At 70.4% G+C, this 22,362-nt stretch carries 19 protein-coding genes; 8 read left to right on the top strand and 11 right to left on the bottom strand.

Annotated features, from left to right (window positions below):
• Nucleotides 1-1,374 (top strand): hypothetical protein, encoded by a 1,374-nt coding sequence (locus KBI44_03470; protein ID MBP9143519.1) that lies wholly within the window; start codon nucleotides 1-3, stop codon nucleotides 1,372-1,374.
• Nucleotides 1,375-1,511: 137 nt separating this feature from the next.
• Here the strand turns inward: KBI44_03470 and KBI44_03465 are convergent, their stop codons facing one another.
• The 3 genes from KBI44_03465 to KBI44_03455 are packed head-to-tail and all read right to left on the bottom strand — an operon-like array spanning nucleotide 1,512 to nucleotide 3,171.
• Nucleotides 1,512-2,582 (bottom strand): sterol desaturase family protein, encoded by a 1,071-nt coding sequence (locus KBI44_03465; GenBank protein MBP9143518.1) that lies wholly within the window; start codon nucleotides 2,580-2,582, stop codon nucleotides 1,512-1,514.
• A gap of 41 nt (nucleotides 2,583-2,623) precedes the next feature.
• Entirely contained in the window at nucleotides 2,624-2,878 is a 255-nt protein-coding gene (locus tag KBI44_03460) for a BrnA antitoxin family protein (GenBank protein ID MBP9143517.1), read from the bottom strand.
• Nucleotides 2,878-3,171 carry a BrnT family toxin gene (locus tag KBI44_03455; protein MBP9143516.1) on the bottom strand — a complete coding sequence of 98 codons (294 nt, stop codon included), beginning with the start codon at nucleotides 3,169-3,171 and terminating at the stop codon, nucleotides 2,878-2,880. Before KBI44_03455 ends, KBI44_03460 begins: the two co-directional genes overlap by 1 nt.
• Nucleotides 3,172-3,305: 134 nt before the next feature.
• Here KBI44_03455 and KBI44_03450 point away from each other — a divergent pair, with 134 nt between their 5' ends.
• The 4 genes from KBI44_03450 to KBI44_03435 all read left to right on the top strand — a co-directional run bounded on the left by KBI44_03450 (nucleotide 3,306) and on the right by KBI44_03435 (nucleotide 8,073).
• Nucleotides 3,306-4,574, top strand: coding sequence for a hypothetical protein (locus tag KBI44_03450; GenBank protein ID MBP9143515.1), 1,269 nt, complete (start codon nucleotides 3,306-3,308; stop codon nucleotides 4,572-4,574).
• A 204-nt stretch (nucleotides 4,575-4,778) separates the two neighbouring features.
• Nucleotides 4,779-5,957 (top strand): hypothetical protein, encoded by a 1,179-nt coding sequence (locus tag KBI44_03445; protein MBP9143514.1) that lies wholly within the window; start codon nucleotides 4,779-4,781, stop codon nucleotides 5,955-5,957.
• 90 nt (nucleotides 5,958-6,047) lie between these two features.
• Nucleotides 6,048-7,373, top strand: coding sequence for an amino acid permease (locus KBI44_03440; GenBank protein MBP9143513.1), 1,326 nt, complete (start codon nucleotides 6,048-6,050; stop codon nucleotides 7,371-7,373).
• Nucleotides 7,374-7,440: 67 nt separating this feature from the next.
• On the top strand, nucleotides 7,441-8,073 hold the full coding sequence (locus KBI44_03435; GenBank protein MBP9143512.1) for a hypothetical protein: 633 nt from the start codon (nucleotides 7,441-7,443) through the stop codon (nucleotides 8,071-8,073).
• On the opposite strand, the gene KBI44_03430 is transcribed toward KBI44_03435, so the two are convergent.
• On the bottom strand, nucleotides 8,070-8,522 hold the full coding sequence (locus KBI44_03430; protein ID MBP9143511.1) for a hypothetical protein: 453 nt from the start codon (nucleotides 8,520-8,522) through the stop codon (nucleotides 8,070-8,072). The genes KBI44_03435 and KBI44_03430 overlap by 4 nt on opposite strands.
• A gap of 242 nt (nucleotides 8,523-8,764) precedes the next feature.
• On the opposite strand from KBI44_03430, the gene KBI44_03425 reads away from it, so the two are divergent.
• Nucleotides 8,765-11,248, top strand: a complete 2,484-nt coding sequence (locus KBI44_03425; GenBank protein MBP9143510.1) for a transglycosylase domain-containing protein — start codon at nucleotides 8,765-8,767, stop codon at nucleotides 11,246-11,248.
• Between the two features lie 75 nt (nucleotides 11,249-11,323).
• On the opposite strand, the gene KBI44_03420 is transcribed toward KBI44_03425, so the two are convergent.
• Genes KBI44_03420 through KBI44_03410 form a run of 3 tightly spaced genes read right to left on the bottom strand, consistent with a single transcriptional unit; the run spans nucleotide 11,324 to nucleotide 14,594 of the window.
• Nucleotides 11,324-12,049, bottom strand: coding sequence for a hypothetical protein (locus tag KBI44_03420; GenBank protein MBP9143509.1), 726 nt, complete (start codon nucleotides 12,047-12,049; stop codon nucleotides 11,324-11,326).
• Nucleotides 12,049-13,287 carry a VWA domain-containing protein gene (locus KBI44_03415; protein ID MBP9143508.1) on the bottom strand — a complete coding sequence of 413 codons (1,239 nt, stop codon included), beginning with the start codon at nucleotides 13,285-13,287 and terminating at the stop codon, nucleotides 12,049-12,051. Before KBI44_03415 ends, KBI44_03420 begins: the two co-directional genes overlap by 1 nt.
• Nucleotides 13,284-14,594, bottom strand: coding sequence for a hypothetical protein (locus KBI44_03410; protein MBP9143507.1), 1,311 nt, complete (start codon nucleotides 14,592-14,594; stop codon nucleotides 13,284-13,286). Before KBI44_03410 ends, KBI44_03415 begins: the two co-directional genes overlap by 4 nt.
• Nucleotides 14,595-14,681: 87 nt before the next feature.
• Between KBI44_03410 and KBI44_03405 the strand changes: the two genes are divergently transcribed.
• Both KBI44_03405 and KBI44_03400 read left to right on the top strand, forming a co-directional pair.
• Nucleotides 14,682-15,857: a pyridoxal phosphate-dependent aminotransferase gene (locus KBI44_03405; protein MBP9143506.1), complete on the top strand. Its 1,176-nt coding sequence runs from the start codon at nucleotides 14,682-14,684 to the stop codon at nucleotides 15,855-15,857.
• Between the two features lie 93 nt (nucleotides 15,858-15,950).
• Nucleotides 15,951-16,844: a prohibitin family protein gene (locus tag KBI44_03400; protein MBP9143505.1), complete on the top strand. Its 894-nt coding sequence runs from the start codon at nucleotides 15,951-15,953 to the stop codon at nucleotides 16,842-16,844.
• A 57-nt stretch (nucleotides 16,845-16,901) separates the two neighbouring features.
• Here the strand turns inward: KBI44_03400 and KBI44_03395 are convergent, their stop codons facing one another.
• The 4 genes from KBI44_03395 to KBI44_03380 are packed head-to-tail and all read right to left on the bottom strand — an operon-like array spanning nucleotide 16,902 to nucleotide 22,356.
• Nucleotides 16,902-18,347: an SMP-30/gluconolactonase/LRE family protein gene (locus KBI44_03395; protein ID MBP9143504.1), complete on the bottom strand. Its 1,446-nt coding sequence runs from the start codon at nucleotides 18,345-18,347 to the stop codon at nucleotides 16,902-16,904.
• A 57-nt stretch (nucleotides 18,348-18,404) separates the two neighbouring features.
• A complete protein-coding gene (locus KBI44_03390) occupies nucleotides 18,405-19,217 on the bottom strand; it encodes a hypothetical protein (protein MBP9143503.1) in 813 nt (270 codons plus the stop codon).
• Nucleotides 19,214-19,597, bottom strand: a complete 384-nt coding sequence (locus KBI44_03385) for a response regulator (protein MBP9143502.1) — start codon at nucleotides 19,595-19,597, stop codon at nucleotides 19,214-19,216. The genes KBI44_03390 and KBI44_03385 overlap by 4 nt, the downstream gene beginning before the upstream one ends.
• Nucleotides 19,594-22,356: a histidine kinase gene (locus tag KBI44_03380; protein MBP9143501.1), complete on the bottom strand. Its 2,763-nt coding sequence runs from the start codon at nucleotides 22,354-22,356 to the stop codon at nucleotides 19,594-19,596. Before KBI44_03380 ends, KBI44_03385 begins: the two co-directional genes overlap by 4 nt.
• Between the last annotated feature and the right edge of the window lie 6 nt (nucleotides 22,357-22,362).

Genomic DNA, 22,362 nt, shown 5'->3' with positions numbered 1-22,362 from the left:
ATGCGCCTCAACCCTTCACAGATCCTGTTCCGGCTGCTCCTGTCGGCCGTTGTCGGCCTGCCGGCTTCGTCGTCCGCGGAGGGCATTCCGGACGAGGTGTTCTCGGGCGACGGTCGGACGACGGTCGACTGGCAGCAGGGGCAGACCATGGCGCGCGCCGTGGCGGTGCAGCCCGACGGCAAGGTGCTGCTCGCAGGCTCGGTCGGCACCGCGTCGAATCTCACCGACTTCGGCATCGCTCGCCTGCTGCCGGACGGGACGCTCGACAGTGATTTCGGCAACAGCGGCGGACTCATCGTGCCGATCAATGAGCTCGTGTCGGGGCAGGACGACCTGCAGGCGCTGGCGCTCGATGCCTCCGGCCGGATTCACCTCCTGGGCACTGCGGCCGCGAGCGGTGGAGCGATGATCCCGGCGATGGCGCGGCTGACTGCGGAGGGCGATCTCGATACAACCTTCGGCGACCAGGGCGTGGTGCGGATCACCACCTGGCCCTGGGTCGGCCAGTGCACGACGTGGGTGGCGATCGGGCACCAGGGCGGCTTCCTCTTCGGGGGCATGGCCTCGCCCAGCCCGACGAGTGCCCGCGGGCCGTTTCTTGTGCGACTCGATGCCGACGGCGCCGTCGATACCGCCTTCGGAGACAACGGCTGGCGACGGGTCGAAGTCGGCGCCGGACATCTCGTCGGCGCGCTGGCGGTGGATCCGGCCGGGCGGATCCTCGTCGCGTCCGTCAACAGCACGCCGACGCCGGACGAGATCCGCATCTACCGCTTTACCGTGGGAGGGGACCTGGACCTCACCTACGGCGGTGGCGACGGCATCGCGAGCGCCACCCCGGCGGAGAACTTCTCGCCGAGCTCCCTGGCGCTGGATCCGGTCGATGGCTCCCTGGTGGTCGGCTTGCGCAATGCCCTCGAGCAGTCGACCCCGGCGACGGGAGCGATCGCCAGGTTCGACGCCACCGGCGTTTTCGACGCCGGCTTCGGCTGGGTGGAGACGACCTACGACGAGGGCTCGACCATCGAAGAGGTCGTCGTCCAGGGCGACCGCAAGATCGTCGGCGTAGGGCGCATCAACGGTCCCGGCGCACAGCTCGGTGGCCTGCTGTTCGTTCGCCTGCTGCCGGACGGCAGCTTCGACCCGACGTTCGACAGCAACGGGCGGATCCGGGTCGAGATCGATCTCGCGGCCGATGAGCTCGACGGCGGGCTCGGCCTCACCCTCGACGGTGGCCGGGCGCTCGGCGCCGGCTTCGCCCGCGAGGGCGGCGGCGACCTCCGGTTCGCCGCCGTGCGGCTCACCACCGCGCTGATCTTCAGCGACGGCTTCGAAAGCGGCGGGCCCTCCTACTGGAGCGTCGCTGTCCCCTGAAGCCAAGAGCCCGGCAAACGGCACCAGGGTCCCTTCCGCGGGCGACCACGACGGAAGGCGCCGAGGGCTCTTCCCAGGGAAACGATCGAGGCACACCTTGTCCATCGTGTCCCGCCAGTGTGTCCCTGGCTGTTCACCTATTCCTGCTCCCGCGCTGGCTTGCGAGCGAGCGCTCCCGCCTCGGCGGCGATGGCGCCGAACGGGTAGATCAGCTGGGCGACGAGGCGGCCGAAGACGCTGCCGCGGGCCTTTTCCTGGTCGAAGGGGAAGTCGAGGTCGTTGATGCCGGTCGCCGGGTACTCGTCGTATTTCCGGTACTGGGTGCCGAAGATGTGGTCCCAGAGGCTGAAGGTCAGGCCGAAGTTGCGGTCGTGGTGTTTCTCTTCGATCGAGTGATGCACGCGGTGCGACTGCGGCGTCACGAGGAGGTAGCGCAACCAGCCGAAGTCCGACCGGATGTTGGCGTGGTAGAGGCGCGTGTGCCAGTGCCGGATCCAGACCACCGCCACGATCGTCAGGAACGAATGCTCGAACATGAAGAACGGTATGAACCCAATGGTGTAGAGAAAGACCTCGTCGATCGGATGGACACGGTACTCGGTGAAGAAGTTCAGCTCCTTCTGCGAGTGGTGGACCGCATGGAAGTACCAGAAAACGGTCACCTTGTGGCGCACGAAGTGGCTGAACCAGAAGAGAAAGTCGGCGAGCAGGAGGGCGAGCAGGATGCGCGCCCACGCCGGCCAGGCCGCGACCGACTGGACCGTCAGAAAGTCGAGATAGCGGTCGTACAGGGAGCGCAGAAAGAGAATGTGCAGCGGCAGAAGGAAGGCGTGCGAGAAGATCGAGAACGGCATCCAGACCAGGTCCTGCAGCGTGCCCCGTGAAAGCGCCGGCTGCTCCGGACGCGCCGGGATCAACCTCTCCAGCAGGAAGACCAGTGCGAGCACGCCGTAGAACCAGGGATTGAACAGCGTCTCCTGCAGAAAGGTCCGGGCAAAGCTCGCGGGTGCGCTGTCCAGGCTTCCCGTGAGCAGGTTGCGCAGCTCGCCGTTCTTGACGATGCGCGCGATTCCCAGGCCGAGGGCGGCGAGCCCGAGAGCGACGCTCGCTCGCGCGACGAAACGTCGCGTCCTCGTCGACAGGTCGATCGATTCCGGTGTCGAGGGCCCGGTCGTCGGTGCAGCTTCGGAGGGACGGGGCTCAGGCATCGCCCGTATTCTAGCTGCCCCGACGACCGGGGTCGGGAGTTCTACTTGCGTCCCGCGAGCTCTTCGCGGACGACGCGCCGCAGGGTAGCCTCCAACGGCTCGTCGGTGCGACGGATGTGCTCGCAGAGGGCGTTGTTGATCAGGGTCTGGTAGTTGCCGCCGCCGGCGCGGTCGACGACGGCGCGGAACCATTCCAGGATCTCGTTGTCGAGCCGGATGGTGATGCGTGTCTTGCCGGGCTCCGGCGGTAGGATCGGGCCGCGCACACCCTTCGAGAAATCGTATCGATCCCGCATCATCCCTCCTCGTATTGGCGGCGTTCCCAGCTGTTGGCCCTTCGCGCGGAGATCAGGCGCACCTGCTCGCCGCGCAAAGCGAACACCACGACCAGGACCCTTGCGAGAGGATCCATCCCGATGCCGACGAATCGGTCTTCGCGCTCCGAGTCGAGATCCCGAATCGTCATCGCACGATCGTCGTCGAAAACCCCCACGGCCGTCGCGAAGTCGACGCCGTGCTTGCGCTCGTTCGCTGCGGCTTTTTCCGGGTCCCATTCATAGCTTCGAAGAGTGTATGTACGATCGTGCATATCGTCAAGTAGTCTCCTTCTGGTTGGAAAAGGACGTTTTCCCGAGCTCTGAACTGGCGGAATCCATCGTCGGGCCGCCGGCGATGGCCCCGCTTGTCGGCTTCCTGCGGATCTCCTCTTGGGAGGGAATCCCAATGAACCAGCCGCTCGTCGGTCGCATCGTCATCCGCACGGTCGTCCTCGGTACGCTTCTGGTGCTCTCCGCCGCGCCGGGGTGGGGGGTGAAGCGGCGCGCCTTCGTCACTTCGGTGGCCGGCCCGGGCAACCTCGATCTGTGGCTGGGCGCGATCGGCGCGACGGCGCTCGACAAGGCGGACGCCCTCTGCCGGGCGCGGGCGGGGGCGGGGGGGCTGCCCAACGCCGCGACCTATCGCGCCTGGCTGTCGACGGCGACGACCGATGCCTACTGCCATGTCCAGGGGGCCTCAGGCCAGAAGGCCGACGCCTGCTCCGGAGCCGCGCTTCCCGGCGGCGGACCCTGGTATCTGGCGAACGGCGTCAATACGTTCGCCGGTACGCTCGACGAGCTCACCGGGCCCGAGCGGATCCTCTACCGGCCGGTCATGCTCGACGAGAACCTCGCCGAAGTGGCGGCGGGCGCCCAGCAGATCTGGACCGGGACGTTCGCCGACGGGGTAGGGACGGGCCACTCCTGTTCCGACTGGAGTTCCGCCTCGGCCGGCACGCTGGGGACCTTCGGCCAGGCTCTGCGGACGGCGCGCATCTGGACCTATTCGAGCTTCGAGAGCTGCGACGGCAGCCGTCGCCTCCTCTGCCTCGAGCCCGGTCCCAGCGAGGTCACGATTCTCGGATGGAGTCCGGGTTCGCTGGTCTTCGTCTCCTCGGCGAGCGGCGACGCCGACCTTTCCAGCTGGCCCGGCGCGGGCGGCGCCGTCGGTCTCGACGCCGCCGACAACGTCTGTCGCAGTCTCGCTGCCGCGGCGCACCTCCCGGCGCCGCAGTCGTTCTTCGCCTGGCTCTCCGACAGTCAGCAGGATGCGGCGGACCGCCTCACGTCCGATGGGCCGTTTCGCCGGGTCGACGGCTACGCGATCGCGAGCACCAAGGCCGATCTCCTGGACGGTACGGTCGGCAACGGCATCCATGTCTTCGAGAACGGCAGCTACGAGGTCGCCCCCCCGTTCACCGTCTGGACGGAGACGGCGGCCGACGGGACGAGTCTGGGAACCGCCTGCGACGACTGGACGTCGAATCTCGCGGGCCTCCCGGCGGTCCGGGTCGGCGACAGCACCAGTGCCCGCACGGAGTCGTGGACGGACTACGTTTCCAGGTCGTGCGACAGTCCTTTTGCGCGCCTCTACTGCCTCTCGAACGCCGTCACCCTCTTCTGGGACGGTTTTGAGAACGGCGCCATCTCCCGCTGGTCCTCGTCAGTGCCCTGAATGGGGAGGCCGGCACGAGGTCTTGACCGGCTTGCGTCCGGCGCGACCCGGAACTGCCTGGCCCCGACTGCCGGATTTCTGCGGATCTCTCTTCAGGAGGAAGTCCCCTTGCCCCAGTCGCTGATCCTTCGTGCCCGCTCTCGAGCGCTCGTTCTGTGCGTCATTCCCGTCCTCGCTTCGCTTGCTGCCGCACCGGCGAGCGCGGTGAATCGGCGCGCTTTCGTCACTTCGGTGGCCGGCAACGGCAACCTTTTCTCGGGCAGCTGGCCGGGGGCGAGCGGCGCGACGTCGCTCGACCGGGCGGACTCGATCTGCCGGGCGCGCGCTACGGCGGGCGGTCTGCCCAACGCCACGACCTACCGCGCCTGGCTCTCGACCTCGTCGACCGATGCCTACTGCCACGTGCAGGGGCTCACCGGCAAGAAGGCGACGGGATGCGGTGGGGGAGCGCAGCCGGGTGCGGGTCCCTGGTACATCCAGAACGGCATCACGCCCTTCTCGCCGTCGCTCGCCGAGCTCACCGGCCCGGACAAGGTGATCTACCGCGCGGTGCTCATGGACGAGTTCGGCGACGAGCCTGCCTACGAGGTCGGCGACTACTGGACCGGCACGACCGCCGACGGCGAGTACGACGGCGAGAGCTGCCTCGACTGGACGAGCTCGAACGTCGCCGAATGGGGGGCGCGCGGGCATGCGCAGAGTAGCGCCTACGGCTGGACGAGCGGCGCCTCGTTCAACTGCGACAGTCCCCTGCGCCTGCTCTGCTTCGAGCCCGGCGCGAGCGCTCCCTTCCACCTCGGCTGGTCGCCGGGGGCGCTGGTGTTCGTCACCTCCCAGACCGGGCAGGGCGATCTCGGGGCCTGGCCGCAGGCAGGGGATGCCACCGGCCTCGCAGCCGGCGACGCGATCTGCCGGAACCTGGCCGCGGCGGCCCACCTGCCGGCGCCGGAATCCTTCGTCGCCTGGCTTTCGGACTCGACCGAAGATGCGCGCGACCGGGTGACCGTCGAGGCCTCTTTCCGGCGCCTCGACCACTATCCCATCGCGAACTCCCGCGCCGATCTGCTCGACGGCTTCGCGACGAACAGCCTCCATGTCGACGAGCACGGCAGCCATGCCGTCATCCCGATGGGAGTGCAGACCGGCACCTTCGCCGACGGCACCGCGACCCTCGACCACTGCGACGGCTGGACGACGAACGTGGCGCCTTTCAAGGGGACCTTCGGAAGTCAAAGCTACGCGCGTTCGCATCGCTGGATCGAGGGCTTGCTCAACACCTGCAACAACACGCGCCGGATCTACTGCTTCGCGAACGTCGTAACCGTCTTCTGGGACGGCTTCGAGAACGGTTCGGCCGGGCGATGGAGCTCGGCGGTGCCTTGATCGGGAGCCGGATCGGCAGCCGGCCCGGCAGGCGGATTGGAATCCGAACCGGCATCCGGAGCGCGATTCCGGACTGCTAGTCTCGCCGCCGTGCCCAGCACCGAAGGTTCCGCCCCTGCGTCCGCTGCGGCGGGCGTCACGCTCGTCCGCACCATGGGGCGGTGGACGCTCGCGGCGCTGGTGGTCAACGCCGTCATCGGCAGCGGCATCTTCGGATTGCCGGCGACGGTGTCGCGGCTGGTCGGGCCGGCCGCTCCGTGGGCCTGGATCCTCGGCGCGGCGGGCAACGGCCTCGTCATGCTCTGTTTCGCCGAGGTCGCCTCGCGCTTCGACACCGCCGGCGGCGCCTACCTCTATGCGCGCGAGAGCCTGCCGCGACTGTTCGCGATCCTGGTCGGCTGGCTCGCTCTCCTCACCCGGGTGACCGCTGCCTCTGCGGGGGCAAACCTCTTTACGGTGAATCTCGCCGAGTTCCTGCCGGCGGCGGAGCGCGAGAGCGCGCGGATTGCCCTCCTCGTGCTCCTCATCGGCGGGCTGGCGCTGGTCAACTACCGCGGTGTGGAAAGCGGCGCGCGCTGGAACAACTTCTTCACCGTCGCGAAGCTCGTGCCCATCGGCCTCTTCGTCGGCGCCGGCGGACTCTTCGCCCTGACCCATGCGGCGCCGGGCCTCGCTGCAGCTGCCTCGCGCCCACCGGCGACCGCCGGCGACTGGTTGCAGGCGAGCCTCCTGATCTGCTTCGCCTACGGGGGCTACGATGGCGCGATGATGGCGATGGGCGAAGCGCGGAATCCCCGTCGCGATGCGCCGTTCGCGCTGCTCTCTGCGATGGGCTTCCTCGCGCTGCTCTACACCGCCGTGCAGCTGGTGGTCGATGCGACACTCGCCGATCCGGCGGCGAGCCCGAGGGCGCTCGTGGACGCCGCCCGGGTGATCCTCGGCCCCTGGGGTGGAGCCCTGCTCGCGGCGGGGGCGGTGATCTCGATTGCGGGCCTCCTCGGCGCCAACTTCCTCAATGCGCCGCGGCTCGGTTTCGCGCTCGCCGAGCACCGCGACCTGCCGGAGGTCTTCGGGCGCATCCACCCTGCCTTCCGGACGCCCTATGTCGCGATCCTGAGCTTCGGATTCCTGGTGCTCGTGCTCGCGGTCTACGGCAGCTTCGAATGGAGCGCCACGCTCTCGGCGGTGTCACGTCTCTTCGTCTACGGCAGCACGTGCATCGCGCTGCTTGTGCTGCGCCGCCTTCGCCCGAACGAATCCCGTTTCACGCTCCCGGGTGGACCGATCTTTCCTCTGCTGGGCATCGCCTTCTGCCTGCTGCTCATGTCGCGCATGGGGTCGGGTGACGTTCTGCTCCTCGCCGCCGTCGCCGCTCTGGCGACGATTCACTGGGCCATGGTGAAGCGCGCCGCCTGAGGTCGCAGTGCAGTCGGGCGGGCGACCCGCGATGAGCCCCGCGCACTGCGCTTTGCGCGTAGTAGGCATGGACACTCCCCGTTTCGCTTTTCGCAGGACGGCGCGCTCGCCACTCGGACTCGCCTGCACGCTCCTCGCCGGCCTCGCCTGGAGCGCCGCGGCGCAGAACGCTCTCGTCTTCAATCCGGAGTTCGACGTCAACGTCGAGGATTGGGGTACCGGTGTGGGGCAGACCAACGACTGGGATCCGGACGACGCCAACGCCTGCCCACAGTCCGGCAGCCTTTCCATGACGTCGACGCCGGGGGAGGCCTCGGTGGTCGGGGCCTTCGCTCCCGAGTGCCTGACGGTCAGCGAGGGGGACGAGGTGGTTCTCGAGGTGACCTACAAGTCCCCGAACCCCCTGACGCTCTACCTCCTTCAGTACACGACCGCCAATTGCAGCGGCGATTGGACGGACAGTAGCGGCGCCATTACCTTTCCGGCGAGCGCCGGCTGGTCTACGGGCGAGGGTGGACTCTTCATGTCGACGCCGACGGACTTCCAGTCGGTGCGCTTCATCGCGGTCTCCATCGATCCGAGTCCGAGCAATCCGTTCACTGCCAAGATTGACCGCGCCTACCTGGGCTACCGGACCCGCCGCTTTGCCGACGACTTCGATGGCGGCTCGACCTGCCGCTGGTCGTCGGCCGTCCCCTAGCCTCTCGCGACGAGCCAGAGGCCGGCGAGGCAGGTGACGATGCCGGCGAGGCGGGAGAGGGTCACCGGCTCGCGGAAGGCGAGGGCGCCGACCGCGAGGAGAGCGATCGCGACCAGGATGTTGGCGGTGACGACGGCGGTCGAGATCTTCCAGCCGGCGCGATAGGCGAGCAGGAAGCCGAGCTCGATGGCGACGATCGCGATCCCGACCACGTAAGGCCGCCAGCCGGCGAGCGCAATCTCCTCGCGCAGTGAGGCGCCGCGATCGGTCGCCAGCCGGAAGACGAGCGTCGCGACGGCCGAGGTCGCAAAGAGCACGACCAGCGGCGAGAGCGGGTGGATTCCGGACGGCATCCCCTTGAGGCCGACGTGGTAGGCGATGTTGCCGGCGACGACGAGGGCGATCGGCAGCCAGAACCAGAGTCCTGCTTGGGGCGATGCGAGGCTCACAGTGGTCTCTCCCGTTTCCGGAAGTCTCCCACAGGCCTCCTCTGACGGCCGGCCGGCGCCGGTCCGGGGTCCGGGAAAGGTCTCGGTGCTCGGTCGGGACCCCGGATGTTCTCATCTTTCTTCTGGAGGGCGGGGCCCCCCGCCACTGCGCGCCGAGACCTTTCCCGGCCCCCGGCCCGTCGCCTGCGTTGCTGGAGCTTCTTTCCGGGAGCGGCCTGCTCTGAAACGCTAGGATGATTGTGGTGCGCGCGTTTCTCCGATCCCACAGACGCTGGTGGCTGCTGCTGTCGCCGCTGGTTCTCGGCTGGACCGCGTTCGTGGCGATCGCCTTCTGGCGTTCGACGCTCACCGCGCCGGAGCCGACGCTCCTGGTGCGCGATCGGGCGGGGCGGTTCGTCGGCGAACTGCCGGATCGCGGTGATCGCCGGGGTCCGCTCGACGAGCGGCTCGGCTTCTGGGAGGTGGGGGAGCTCCCGGAGCGCGTCGTTGCGGCGACGCTGGCGATCGAGGACCGGCGGTTCTGGCTGCATCCCGGCGTCGATCCGATCGCGGTGGCGCGCGCCCTGAAGCAGAACCTGACGAGCGACGAGCGGGTCTCCGGCGCTTCGACGCTCGCCATGCAGGTCGCCCGGCTGCAGAGTCCGGGCGAGCGCGGCTACTGGAGGAAGGCGCTCGAGGCGGCGACCGCCTGGATCGCCACCGCGCGCTACGGCCGGGAGGGCGTCCTGCGCCACTACCTGCGCATCGTGCCGTACGGCCATCGCATTCATGGCATCGCCTACGCGGCGCGGCGCTACCTCGACAAGCCGGTCGAAGATCTGTCCTGGGCCGAGATCGCCTTTCTCGCGGCCATTCCGCAGTCGCCGTCGCGGATGGATCCGTACGCTCCCGCCGGACGGCTCCGCGCGATCCGCCGCGGACGCGAGATTCTCGCGCGGCTGGGCGCCCGCGGCACGATCCCGCCGGTCGACCTCGCGGCGGCTTCCGCCGAGATCGACCATCTCGCCTTGCCCTGGAAGGGCGAGCGCGCCGAAGCCGCCCTGCACGCGCTGCTGCGCTACGACACGCTCGTGCCGGCGGAGCTTCGCCGGGTGCGGCCGCTCGTCACTTCGACGCTCGATCTCGACCTGCAGCGCGAAGTCGAGGGGCTCGCCTGGCGCGCGGTGCGCGACGCCTCCGACCGCGGTGCCGGCAACGCCGCCGTGCTGGTCGTCGACCGGCGAAGCTGGGAGGTCGTGGCGGCGGTCTCTTCCACCGGCTACTTCGACGCCGAACGGGCTGGAGCGATCGACTACCTGCGCCTCCCGCGCAGTTCCGGCAGCACGCTCAAGCCGTTCCTGTTCGCGCAGGCACTCGAGCGCGGCACGATCACGCCGGCCTCTGTCCTCGACGATCTCGAGCCCGGGCCCTCCGGAATCCTGAACTCGGACGCGCGTTTCCTCGGGCCGATGCTGCCGCGCGTCGCCCTCGCGAACTCGCGCAACGTTCCGGCGGTGGCGCTCCTCGCCCGCCTCGGGCTCGACGAGGGCTACGCCTTCCTCGCCGACCTCGGACTGCACGACCATGCGAGACCTGCGAAGCGCTATGGCCTCGGCCTGGCCATCGGCTCGCTGCCGGTAACGCTGGAACGGCTCGTCACCGCCTACACGACGATCGCCGGCGACGGTACGCTGCACGAGCTGCGGTGGTACGAGAATTCGGGCCCGGAGGCTCGAGGGGACACCCTTCGTCAACCAGGGGACACCCTTCAGGGTGTCCCCTCCAGCAGCGCCTCTTCCGGCAGACGTCTCCTCTCCGAGTCGACCGCCCGCCTCGTCACGCTCTTTCTCGCCGATCCGCAGGCGCGCCTGCCGACCTTTCCGCGCATGGGCTTCTCCGAGTATCCGTTCGCGGTGGCGGTAAAGACGGGAACCTCCTCGCGCTATCGCGACGCCTGGACGGTGGCCTGGTCGAAGCGCTATCTCGTCGGGGTCTGGGTCGGCCACCCGGACGAGCGCCCGATGACCGCGCTCTCCGGCTACCGGATCGCCGCCCGGCTCGCGCAGTCGGTCGTCCTTCGCCTGCACGGCGAGAGCAGGGACGGGCTCGAGGGACTCGAGTTTCCCGAACCGCGGGGCTATCGCAGCCTGAAGCTCTGCGCCCTCTCGGGCCAGCGGGCGACCGTCGCCTGCGATCGCGTCGTGCTCGAGTGGCTGCCGCCCGAAGCCGGCGAGCTCGCCGGGCTCGGGGAGTGCACCGTGCACCGCCGGGTCGCCGTCGACCGGCGGAGCGACCGCATCGCGACGGCCGCGACTCCGGCTCAGTTCGTCGACGTCCGAACGTACGTCGACCTGGCGCCGCGCTACGCGCGTTGGCTCGCTGCCTCGGCGGCCGCCGTCTATCCGACTTCGGAAGGGGACATCTTCAGTTCGGTCGGGGACACCCTTCAGGGTGTCCCCTGGAAAGCCACCGCAGCCCTCCCGACGATCGAGATCACCTCTCCCGAGAACGGACTCCGCCTGCTGCTCGACCCCGAGACGCCGCCTTCGCAAAACACGCTCGCGCTCGCCGCCGTCGTCGAACCCCGAGTGGATCAGCTCGTCTGGTACGTCGATGGCCGGCCGTTTCACACGGTCGAGCCACCGTTCGATCTGCGCTGGCCGCTGGTCGCCGGCGAGCACACTTTCCAGGCGCGCATCCCGTTCACCGCCGCGCGGTCGCGGGCGGTGACGGTCGTCGTGGAGTAGACGGGGATCGAGTCCTCGTGCGCGGACTCCCGGTCCGATCGCAGCGCCTCGAGGACGGGCCTCGACCGCGAGGCGCTACTGCAGCAGGCCGGCAGCCTTCAGCCAGTAGAGTCCGCCGGCCGCGATCCACCAGATCCCGACCAGGCGGAAGATCCAGAGAATGGCGCGGATCCCGAGCAGGTAGAAGTTGTGGACCGGAAAGGCCGGGCGGCTCTGCTCGCGCGGCGCACCGAGCCAGGGGCCGAGGGCGGCCAGGTTCACGGTCAGGCCGACCGACAGGCGGAAGAGCGCCGTCGCCGGCTCGGTCCAGTCGCCCACTCCGGCGGAGAACGCGACGAGCGCGCCGAGGAGCAGGCCCAACGGCAGGCCGATGCCCACCCGCAGCGGCTGGCGAAGGCGATCGACGAACGCAAAGAACCGCCGCGTCGGTTCGACATGCGCCGCGCAGGCGAGGAGCTCGAGCGGCGGCACCGGACCGCCCTGGGCGAGCTCGACCGCCCGCCGCGGTGCGTTCTCGGCGCCGGATCGCACGGCGAACACTCCATTGCACCAGATGCACTTGTGCGGCCGCGCCGCCAGCATGTAGGGCCGCGCCAGAAAGCGATGGCCCGCCATGAGCAGGAGTCCCGCGCCGACGCTGCCGGCGACCGGTGCCGGGTGGGCGACGAAGAGGAAGAGCACGACCGGGATGAAGAGAAAGAGGACGACCCCGAGAATGTTCATCCGCCGCGGGTCGATCGTGCCAGCTTCAGTGGATCCAGTGGTGCCGGTCGCTCGGGTCGTCGGCGCGGGCTCGGTCATCAGTCGTCGAAATACCCGTCGCGCGTGCGCAGCTCGACGCCCTTGGCGTCGACCTCGATGCGCAGGGGGTGCCAGGTACCGTTGTGCCGCACGCGATCGGGATAGAACCCGAGGACATACTGCTCGCGCAGCTCGGTGAGGATCTGCTGGAAGGCGTCGGCGGCGTCCTCGAATCGCTGGATGTCGATGCGGCGGCCGCCGCTGGCGGCGACCGTCGCGTCGAGCTGGCGGATCTCGGTCGAGTGCTCGACGACGTTGCGCCAGGCGGAGCGGACGAGGAGGTCGAACGGCTCGGCCGAGGCGCGGATCCAGTAGACGAGCGCCTGGCTGCGGACGGCGATCTCGTGCACCTCGGCCGCATGCAGGAGGCTTTCGACGTCGACGCCGTCCGAGAGCAGGATGACCACCCGGCGTCCCTGGCGCTTCTCGAGCAGCTGGAGGGCGAGGAACAGATGGTCGTTGACGGCCGAGCCGCCACGCGCCTCGACGCCCTCGAGACCCGAAAGGAGCTCGTCGGGATCGTCGCTCCACGCCGTGTGGGCGGCGACCCGATCCGCGAACAGCAACAGCATCGCTTCGTCGAGCTCGGCCATGCCGGAGGCGAAGGAATGGGCACCGGCGAGCGCCGCCCGCAGCGGCGCACCGGCCATGCTGAGCGAGGAGTCGATGAGCAGCACCGCGGTGAGCGGCACGTCGCCGTGCTCGAAGGTGACGAGCTGCTGGCGCCGACCGGAGTCGAAGACCTTGAAGCCGTCGCGCGGCAGATCGTCCACCGTGGCGCCGGCGCTCGTCGCCGTGATGTAGAGCTGCTGCAAGGGAAGATCGAGCTCGTCGTCGACGTGGATCTCCGGCAGCATCGCCTCCATCTCCACGCGCTGGCCGCCTGCTGCGGTCGCCACCACCCGGAACCGGCGCTCGATGTTCTCTTCGCCGGTGTCGATGGTCAGCTTCCAGGGCGGCCGGGTGAGCTCTCCGGCCTTGATGCCGTTGAACCAGAACTCCATGCGCCGGGGCGAGATTCCGCTCGGCTCGACCACGACCTCGATCGCGCCGAAGGCCGGCACCCCTGCCACGGGCGAGACGATGGCGAGCGCCGGCGGCGCCTGGCCGACCGCGGCTGCGGGTGCGAGCATGCCGAGGAGCAGCAGGGTGAGGAGCGGGATTCTCGCCAGCCGCACGAGGCCGGGCACCGCCTGGCGAACGCGGCGCAGCCGGCGGCTCGAACGTCTCGGGCTCAACGGGAGAGTCCTGCGGCTGCCGGGCTGGCCGCTGCGGGCGCCGCCGGAGTGGCGGGCAGCTTCGGAGCGGTGCCGGAAAGCGCCGCGGCGAGACTGGGGATGCGGGCTTCGGCCGCCGCTTCGGCGCGCGCCGCCTGCGGCAGCAGCAGTCGCGTGGGAAGCTCGGAGAAGCGGCGGCGCGCGCCCTCGCCTGCCGGCGCCTTTGCCGCCAGCGCCGCCTGCGAGGCGAGGAAGGCCTCCGCGCGCCGGCCCGAGCGCGCCGCGGCGAAGGCGAGCGCCGTGCGCAGCGAGGAGTCGGTGGGGAAGCGCTCGAGGACGCGGTTCAGGAACTCGATCGACTTGCCGTAGTCGCCAGTGGCGAGCAGGCGGCGGACGCGCTCCTGCGCGGCGACGAGCGCGATCCAGTCGTTCTCGCCCGCAGTCGCGAGCTTCTCGAGCTCGCGACCCGCCCGGCCGTCGGCGGAAGCGCTGTTGCGCATCAAGGCGCGGCGCAGACGCGCTTCGCGATGCTCGGGTTGGGTGCGCAGGACATGGTCGAGGCGCTCTTCGGCGTCCTGCGGACGGCGGTCGCGAAGCAGGAGAATGGCGAGCGCAATATTGATGTCGGCGTCATCCGGCGCGTACGGCAGGCCGCGGCCGAGCACTTCCGCGGCGCGTGCCGGTGCGGGCACGGTGAGAAGGTCGGCGGCGAAGCCGGAGTAGGCGTCCGCGGCGAGGCGGCGCTCGCCTTCCGTGCCCGCACCGACGGCCATCCGCTCGAGGATTCCGTCGGTGACGCGCAGCGCGCGCTGGGTGAGGCCGTACCGTTGGTGGGTGGCGTGGTCGACGACCAGCTGCTGGTAGAAGAGCGCCAGCGGCAGTGCGCAGTCGGGCTGCTCGGTGAGGAGGGTGCCGAGCTCCCGGCCGTCGGCCTGCGTGAGCCACTCCATCGCTTCACGGGGATGGGCGGCGAGCGCCTGCATCTCGAGCGCGGCAGCGCGTTGGAGCGCTGCAGAGCGGTCGCCCGAGGCGAGCGTCCAGAAGACGCCGCGGTAGCGGCTGGAGAGCTCCAGCACCTCGGGAGCGATCTCGTCCGCCTCCTCTTCCTCGAGGGCGGGGGCCGTCGCGGGGCGCTCGTCCGCGACGACCGGCTCGCCGGCCCAGGCCGCCGCCGGGCGGACCGCACCGAGCCCGGCCAGCATCCAGAGGGTGCCCAGGGCGCCCATCGCGCCCAGCGCGAAGAGCGGGGCCGCCGTCCGGACGGAAATCCGGAGGGCGGAGAGGGCTCGCGCGAAACCACGCCGCAGGCGCTCGGGCATGAGTCTCATTCTAGGCCAACTCGTGGCTTGGCGTAGAGTTCGCGGGCGGCGGTCCCTCTCCCCGGAGGAGCGGAGCCCGCCCGCAGGAGATCCGAGATGCCGCGCTTTCCCCACGCCGCGAAACACCTGGCTGCCATCCCGCCCTCGGTCTACTCGGGCCTCGCGCACCGTCTCGACCGGTTCGCCGGCGAGACCTATCCGCTGCACGTTGGCGACACCTTTCTGGAGCCGCCCGAGGGCTGCCGGATGGAGGATCTCCGGGTCGCCGAGTTTCCGGGCATGCACCGCTACGCGCCGGTTCACGGTCTGCCGGCGCTGCTCGACGCGCTGGTCGAGCGCGAGCGCCGGAAGACCGGGCTGCCCCTGGAACGCGAGAACATCCTCGTTGCGGCCGGGGCGACCGGCGGTCTCGGGGCGGTGGCCGGGGCGATCCTCGAGCCCGGCGACGAGGTGCTGATCCTCGCCCCCTACTGGCCGCTGATCGAGGGCATCGTGCGCTCGTTCCACGGCGCGCCGGTGGCGGTGCCGGTCGACTTCGGCGGCGCCGCCCCTGAATCTCCCGGCTCCGACACCGCCGCGAGTCTCGTGGCGAAGCTCGAAGCCCGGCGGACCGGCCGCACCGCCGCGCTCTACTTCTCGACGCCGAACAACCCGAGCGGCCGGATCCTGCCGCGCGCCTGGGTCGAGGCGATGGTCGAGTGGGCACGCGCCCGCGACCTCTGGATCCTCTCGGACGAGGTCTATGAGCCGTTCCTCTTCCAGGGCGAGCACACCCGCGCGCTGCCGCTCGCGCCGGAGCGGACCTTCCTCGCGCAGACCTTTTCCAAGTGCTACGGCATGGCGGGCAACCGCTGCGGCTACATGGTCGGCCCGGCGGCGGTCATGGCGGAGCTCCGCAAAGTGGCGACGCACACCTTCTACTCGACGCCGACGGCGGCGCAGCTCGCCGCGGTGCGGGCGCTCGACGGCCGCGGGGACGCCTGGGCGGCTTCGGCCTGCGCGGGTTACGAGGCGACCGCCCGCGCCGCGGCGGCGCTGCTCCGTGTGCCGACGCCCGAGGGCAGCACGTTTCTCTTCTTCGACGTCGCCGCCCACCTGGACGAGCGCGGCCTCGCGCCGCTCCTCGAGGCCTGCGTCGAGCGCGGCCTGCTGATCGCGCCGGGCCCGAGCTTCGGGCCCTATCCGACCCACGTGCGGCTCTGCTACACCGCCGTCCCACCCGAGCGGGCGCTCGCCGGCGTCGCGATCCTGGCGGAGATCCTCGGCCGGTAGCCCGCGACCCACCCGCCGGCGACCGCGGGTGTTAGTCTCTCGGATCGTCCGCGGCCGTACAGCGCAGGCGCCCCCTCCCGAAAGGAGTCGTCCATGCTCTTTCTGCTCGCCCTCGGTATCGCTGTCGTCGCCTTCTTCGCCGCCCGCCAGATGTCGGGCGGCACCGACGATCCGATGCGCGCCGCCGCCATGGCGGCATCGCGCAAATTCCTCACGGTCGTCGGCGCCATTGCGCTCCTCGCATCGATCACCCAGCTGATACGAGTGATCCCGGCCGGCCATGTCGGGGTCATCGATCTGTTCGGCGTCGTCCGCTCCGAGAGCCTGAAGTCGGGAATCCACATCGTAAACCCGCTGGCCCGCGTCATCCCGATGTCGATCAAGACGCAGGAGATCAAGGAGCAGATGGAGGTGCCGTCGAAGGAGGGGCTGGCGATGCAGCTCGAGGTCTCGGCCCTCTTCCACCTCGACCCGGAGAAGGCGCCCGAGGTCTACCGCACGGTCGGCACGAGCTACGTCGAGATCCTCCTCGAGCCGCAGTTCCGCTCGGTGGCCCGCGGCGTCACCGCCTCGTACGAGGCGAAGGCCCTCTACACCTCGGAGCGCGAGCATCTCGCGGGCCTCCTCGCGGAGGAGCTCCGCAAGCTCGTCGAGCCGCGCGGCATCACGGTCGAAAACACGCCGCTGCGCAAAGTCGGCCTGCCCTCCGGTCTCTCGGCCTCGATCGAGCAGAAGCTCTCCGCGGAGCAGGAGAGCCAGCGCATGGAGTTCGTCCTCATGAAGGAGCGCCAGGAGGCCGACCGCAAGCGCATCGAGGCCCAGGGCGTCGCCGACTTCCAGACCATCGTCTCGGCCGGCATCTCCGACCAGCTCCTCAAGTGGAAGGGGATCGAAGCGACGATGGAGATCGCCCGCAGCCAGAACGCCAAGGTCGTCGTCATCGGCGCCGGCAAAGACGGCCTGCCGCTCATCCTCGGTGGGCAGTAGGCGCGCGCCGGCGCCGGGGCGGTTCACCCGCCCCGGCCGCTCCGCCGCCCCAGTCGACTAGTCGAGAGGTAGCCGCCGTACCGACGTCGGCGAGAGTTTCGTGACGTCGGTGGGGGCGCTGTCGTCGCCGGGGAAGCTGGGCCAGTGGCTGTTCGCGATGTACCAGAAGGCGCCGTCGGCGAGGACGCCGAGGGTCGGTTCGTCCCACTCCGGGAGGTTGCGCTCGAGAGTCTTCGCGGCGACGAGGGAGCGGCCGTCGCTCGCGAGCTCGAGGCTCAGGATGCGCGGCGGGTTGATGCCGTTCTGGATGGCGATCAGGCGGTTGCCGTGGCGGCGCAGGCCGTCGATTCCGAGCACCGTCGAATTCGGCGGCGGCCGCATCCAGCGCCAGCGCGCTGCGCCCGTGCTCCCCGTTTCCGTCGCCTGGAGGTCGAGCACGCCGAGACCGTTCGTCCAGTCGGCGACGTAGAGCAGGCGGCCGTCGGCCGAGAGCGCGAGGCCCCCCGGCGAGCCCAGGTGCTCTTCGCTTTCGAGGAGCGTCAGGATGCCGCCGTCCGGCTTGATGCGCAGCAGCGCCTTGGCCGCCGGGTCGGAGACGAAGACGCTGCCGTCGTCGGCGAGCTCGAGATCGTTCCAGGAACGGTCACCGGGCGGCGCGTCCACCGTGCGCTGCCAGGCGCCGCTATCGAGATCGAAGGCGAGCAGAGCGCTCTTCTTGCGGTCGGTGACCTTGAGGTCGCGGGTCTGCGGGATCCCCGCCGAGAGCACCCAGAGCCGGCGATGCCTGGCGTCGACCGCCAGCCCCAGTGCCGAGAGCAGGCCGTGAGCGCCGCTCGGCACGAAGTCGGAGACCTTGCCGTCCTTCGTCCGCCGGACGACCTTCCTCTGCACGACGCTCGACAGGAAGAACGCGCCGCTCTGCGGATCGTGCGCGATGCCCTCGATGAGATCGCGCTCCGGCAACTCGAAGGCCGGCGACGAGGCCGCGATCGGGCTCTTCAGCGCGTCGAGTCGCGCCAGCGCCTGCTGGAAGCCGGGGTCGGGAAGGAGCGCGGCGAGGTCGGGGTCCTGGCGCGGATCGCGGAAGACCCCGGCGTCGACCTGACGGGCGTAGGCCGCCACCGCCCCGGGCGCGTCCCCGGCCAGGAGCCGGGACACGGCGAGCCGGTAGAGCAGTCGCGCCGGGTCGGGCAGCAGCTCGACCGCGCGCTCCATGCCGGCGCGGAAGGCCGCGAAGTCCTTGCGGTCCTTGGCATCGATGCCGGCCGCGAACGCCTGCATGGCGCCGGCGAGGTCGGCCTCGGGCGCAGCGACGGAAGCGGCGCCCTGCGGCGACGTCGCTGTCATCGGCGCCGGTGTCGAGGGCGCAGCAGCGGCTTTCGCAGACGCCGCAGCGGCGGAAGTCGACGGAGCGGGCGGAGGCGCTGCCTGGGTGCTCCACAGCGTGGCGGTGACGAGAAAGGCCGGGCCGAGGGCGGCTAGAGTCTTGGGAAGAAGGGGCATGGTGTCACTCTACGGGAACGGCGGCAAACGGTTTCCGGCCGGCGCTCGCGGACCGGCTCAGGCCGCCGGGCCGAGCGGCAGCAGGAGGCGCAGCGTGAAGGTCGCTTCGCCGCGCCGGATCGAGAGCCAGGCCTCGCCGCCGGCGGCCCGCGCCGCGGCGCCGAGCGCCGGCTCGCCGCGCAGTCCACCGGCAAGCACCAGACCGTGCTGTTCGCGCAGCCGGGAGCCTTCCGGTTCACGTGCTGCAAAGGCGATCTCGATGCTCAGCAGGTCGGAGTGCCGGCGCGCCTGAAGCTCGACCTCGGAGACGCTGAAGTCACGGCGCAGACGGCCGAGCGCTCCCAGGATCGAAACGGCGAAAGCGGGCGCGACGCTCAGATCCCCGTCGATCGGCCCGTCGAGATGCACGTCGAGGTCGAGCTCCGCTCCGGCGCGCCGGGCGATCTCGGCGGTCAGGCGCGCGACGGAAACGGTCGCGGCCCCGCCCGTCTCCGTCGGCATCGCGCCGGGTCCGCTGAGGATCGCGGTGAGCCGGTCGACCGCCCGGCTGGCGCGTTCGGCCTCCTCGATGACCGCGGAGAGGAGCGCTTGGTCGGCCCCGGCGCGCCCGGTGCCGCCGGTGCGCGTGCCACCCGAGCCGGCGCTGGCGCCCAGCGCCTCGGCGGCCGCGCGCAGGTTGGCGATCGACGAGCGCAGCTCGCGCAGGCCCGGTTCGAGCTCCGCGGCGCCGGTTCGCGACAGCGGCGCGGCTGCTGCCCCCGCGCCCGCCGGCGTACCCGGCGCGGCCCGCTCGGCTGGCTCCGCTGGCGCAGACGGCTTGCGGCGAGCGAGCGGCTGCGGGCCCGGTCCCTTTCCCGCCTGCCGGCTCACGAGGGCGCCCGGCCCAGAAAGCGTCCGACCGTGGCAATCAGGTCGCGCGTCGAGAACGGCTTGGTGACGTAGGCGTCGGCGCCCTCTTCGAGGCCCCGCACCCGCTCCGCCTCCCGGGCTCTGGCGGTGACCACCACGATCCTGGTGGCGGCGGTGGCCGGAGAGGCGCGCAGGCGACGGCAGACCTCGTAGCCGTCGAGGCCCGGGAGCATGAGGTCGAGCACGACGAGATCGGGGGGAGTACGCGCTGCGATCTCGAGGGCGGCTTCGCCGTCGCGCGCGATGTCGATCTCGTAGCCTTCACGGGAGAGCAGAAACTGCAGCGAAAGAACGATGTTGGGTTCGTCGTCCACGATCAGGACCCGCGGCCGTCGAGTCATGGGGCACCTCCTGGTTCGAAATGGCGGGGCAGCGATGTCTCCGGACGCCCGGAGTGGTCCGGGGGATCGAGTGCTGCAGGCAGCTCGACGACGAATCGGGCGCCGCCCAAGGTCGAGCTCTCGGCCCAGACCCGGCCGCCGTGCTGCTCGACGATCTTGCGCGAGATGGCGAGCCCGAGACCGGCGCCCTGCCGACGGTCGGCGTTGCCGCGCGGCACCTGGCGAAAGCGCTCGAAGACCGCCTCGCGAAAGTTCGCTGGTATGCCCGGGCCGTTGTCGGCCACCGCGAGGCGCACCGCGCCATCGCGGCGATCGAGACTCACGACGACCCTGCCGGCCTCGGTCGCGGCGTGACGCAGCGCGTTCGACACCAGGTTGATCACGACCTGGACCAGCCGATCGCCGTCGCCGGCGACGCGCGGCAGGGGCGAGGCGAGCTCGAGCTCGAGAAGGGCGCCGCGCGAATGCGCGAGCTGACCCATCGACTCCGCCGCGTCGCGCACGACGTCGGCGAGCTGCACGGTTCCGGTGCCCTCGTAGACGCCCTCCGCCTCGAGCTTCGCGAGATCGAGCAGGCCCTGGATGAGGCGGGTGAGGCGCTCGTTCTCGCGCGCGATGATGCCGAGGAACTCGTTGCGCTGGTCCAGACCGAGGTCGGGATTGTCGTGCAGGATCTCGGCGAAGGCGCGAATCGCCGTGAGCGGAGTGCGCAGCTCGTGGGCCATCGTCGACAGGAACTCGTCCTTGCGGCGATCGAGCTCCTGCAGGCGGTCGTTCACCTGGCGGAGCTCCGCCGACGCCGCCTCGAGCTGACGGGACTTCTCCTCGAGCTCGCGACTGGCTGCGAGGACGCGTGAAGTCTCGTCGAGGAGCTCCACGACCTCACCGACCCCGAGCGTGTGCTCGCTGGCCACCGACGCCAGGGCGACGCGCGCCGACGCGGCGCCGGTCGTGCCGGCGAGGAGCTTTTCGGCGTAGGCGAGCAGCTCCGGGTCGGCCACCGTGTCGTCGCGGGTGATGTCCGCTCCGAGCTCCTCCGCGCGCGCCGCGAGCGCCCGGTCGGCGCGCTCTTCGCCGATGAATCTGCCGAGCAGGCCGCGCACCGCCGCGACCGGAGTCTCCGCCGCCCAGGGCGACGAGTCGGTTCCGGCTTCGCGCCGGAACGCCCCGACGAAGCGCTGGGCCTGGCGGCGCTCGACTGCGCTGGGCTTGCCCAGGGAGGAGACCCCGACGTAGAGCAGGAGATTGACCAGCAGGCTCCACAGCAGCGAGTGCGAGAGCGGGTCCATCCCGGTCAGTCCGAAGAGCGCCTGGGGGCGCAGGAAGGCGATTCCCAACGGGCCCTCGGCGAGGAAGTTCGTCCCGAACAGTTGGCCGCCGGCGAGCGTCGGCAGAGGCAGCGTATAGCCCCAGAGGACGGCTCCGCCGACGATTCCCGCCAGCGCGCCGTGCCGGGTTGCGCCGGTCCAGTAGAGCCCGCCGAGGGTCGCCGGAGCGAGCTGCGCCACCGCCGCGAAGGAGATCAGGCCGATGGTCACCAGCGAGGCGCCGGTCGTCGCCGAGACCGCATAGAGATGGCCGAGCAGCACGACTCCGGCGATCGCCAGGCGCCGGCTGACGAGGAGCGGAAAGCGAAAGTCCTCCGACGGGCCCTTACGGCGCAGGAGAAGCGGCAGGACGAGATCGTTCGCGACCATGTTCGAGAGCGCCAGGCTCTCGACGATGATCATGCCGGTGGCCGCCGACAGGCCGCCGATGAAGACCAGCACCGCGAGCCCCTCCTGTCCGGCAAAGATCGGCAGCGCGAGAACGTAGCCGTCCGCGGAGGCCCCGGAAGCGCCCAGCGTCAGCCGGCCGGCGAGGGCGATCGGCAGCACGAAAACGTTGATCACCAGCAGATAGAGCGGCAGCAGCCAGGAGGATGTCCGCAGATGGCGCTCGTCGACGTTCTCGACCACGGCGACCTGGAACTGGCGGGGCAGAAACCAGAAGGCGAGGAGCGACAGCAGGGTCATCCAGACCCAGTCGCCGTCGCTGGCCTCGCTGCGCGTCAGCATCGCCGCGAGCTCGGGTTGGGCGGCGGCGCGGGTGAAGATGTCGCCCAGGCCGTCGAAGAGTCCCCAGACCACGAAGATGCCGACCGCCAGGAAGGCGACCAGCTTGACGAGCGATTCGAAGGCGATCGCGAGGACGAGTCCGGCATGCTGCTCGGTGAGATCGACCGACCGCGTGCCGAAGAGGATGGCGAAGAGAGCCAGGACGCCCGCGCAGGCGAGCGAGACGCGGTCGGCGGCGAGCTGTTCGAGGTGCGTGCTGTGCCAGAGGGTGAGGAAGGAGGAGGAGACCGCCTTCAATTGCAGGGCGATATAAGGGACTGTTCCGACGACGAGCACGATGGCGGTCAGGGCTCCGAGCCCGGTGCTCTTGCCGTAGCGCGAAGCGACGAAGTCGGCGATCGAGATCAGGCGCTCGTTCTTCGCGATGCGCACGATCTTTCTGTAGACGACCCAACCGAGCGCGGCGCCGAGGGTCGGACCGAGATAGACCGGCAGGAAGCCGTAGCCGTCGCTCGCCGCCCGCCCGACGCTGCCGTAAAAAGTCCAGGCGGTGCAATAGACCGCGAGCGAGAGGGAATAGACCCAGGGGTTGGCGAGCGGGCTGCGTCCCGCCGCGGCGCGGGCGTCGCCGACCGCGGCGATGAGGAAGAGGAGGCCCAGGTAGGCGAGCGCGATCGCGATCAGCGTGCTGGCGGCGGGCAAAGGTCT

It is taken from the genome of Thermoanaerobaculia bacterium (genome assembly GCA_018057705.1).
Classification (GTDB): domain Bacteria; phylum Acidobacteriota; class Thermoanaerobaculia; order Multivoradales; family JAGPDF01; genus JAGPDF01.
This window is presented reverse-complemented; position numbering and strand designations above follow the sequence as displayed.